A 1,237-nucleotide genomic window follows, 5' to 3' on the forward strand; every position below is an offset into this window, starting at 1 on the left:
CTTGCCTTATTAATTTCCGTGGATCCGTTTTCTTTTTTTTTCGGGCTAACAGAGGGAACATCCTCAACCCCATCATGGGTGTCGTAATACCAATCCGGTTTACCTCCGCATGATGGGGTTGAGTATTTTTCAGGGTCAAAAAGATTCAATTGGGTAATCATCTCCTGTATCCTCTATAAACTCATCAGCCCAAGGTCCATCGTTATCAATCCCCGTTCCATCGCAGGCAGAACACTCGTAACCCTCTGAATCTTCCCCGGTTCCCTTGCACTCTTCACACCAATAAGCGGTATCCGGATCTACTTTCCCTGTACCGTCACAAAACCCGCAACTGTACCGTATCCAGTGAAGGTCCCCGGTAATCTCATATCCGGTAATCTCGCCGTCATCTTGGATCCGGTAATAGGTGCGATATTCCCCGGTTCCCTTGCACCGAGGGCATTCTATTTTTTCAGCCATCTACCGAATCCTCACCGTGATGGTTCCGTTACCGTCGCATTCATCGCATTGTTCACACTGTTCTATCCCGTCTGAATCGGTGAAATACCAGTAACCATCGTCACACCAGGGGCAATCATATTCCTCAAAAATTAGCGGGTCCCCTCCCTCTGGGTTTGGATAGGTGTAGTCTGCTAAAAATCTCCCCGGTTCGTTCCCTAGCATTGCCAAAAAATCCTCCTCAGTCTTAATCGCAATCTAAAGGGACCCTCTGTCACGAACGGCAGAGGGTCTGTTTTTATTCGCTCTCCTCTTGGGAGTGCGATCGCACCCGAGGCCCGAAGTCATCGGGTAACTCATCTATCCGCTCAATCTTTAGAATTTCAGCTAATGCCTTGAGCTGTCTAATCGTGGGTTTAGCTTCTGTCTGTCCCTTTATCCACCGATGGTAGGTGGCGCGGGGGATCCCTATCCTTACGCAAAATTCATCTTGAGTTAACTCGGTACGCGCTAGACGTAACTCCTCCAAAGGTGAATCACCTTCCTGTCTACGATCTTTTCTTGACATCACTTTAACACAATGACATCTCATTTTGAAATCCCATACTCGATAAATCAAATTTGATATCTCAAAATAAGACTTGGATACGAACACTAAAGGACAGGCAGCGAGGTGCTGTCTGTTGTCAGGGTGCATCCGCATGGCCTGTCCTTTCCTCTGTCTATATCACTTTTCGTTGGAGAGATGATAAAAATGAGCACCTACTCGCGCCCTGAGTTAGAGGGCATGACCGTTGCA

At 47.5% G+C, this 1,237-nt stretch carries 3 protein-coding genes; all 3 read right to left on the reverse strand.

Annotated elements, in window-relative coordinates; all coding sequences use genetic code 11:
- Positions 1–135: 135 nt before the first annotated feature.
- Positions 136–459 (reverse strand): hypothetical protein, encoded by a 324-nt coding sequence (locus NG833_RS30020; protein ID WP_254568924.1) that lies wholly within the window; start codon positions 457–459, stop codon positions 136–138.
- Positions 460–663, reverse strand: a complete 204-nt coding sequence (locus tag NG833_RS30025; protein WP_254568925.1) for a hypothetical protein — start codon at positions 661–663, stop codon at positions 460–462. It lies immediately after the preceding gene.
- Between the two features lie 73 nt (positions 664–736).
- Entirely contained in the window at positions 737–1,006 is a 270-nt protein-coding gene (locus NG833_RS30030; protein ID WP_254568926.1) for a helix-turn-helix transcriptional regulator, read from the reverse strand.
- Positions 1,007–1,237 lie beyond the last annotated feature (231 nt).

It is taken from the genome of Oscillatoria sp. HE19RPO, from assembly GCF_024220515.1.
In the GTDB taxonomy this organism is placed as follows: domain Bacteria; phylum Cyanobacteriota; class Cyanobacteriia; order Cyanobacteriales; family Laspinemataceae; genus Laspinema.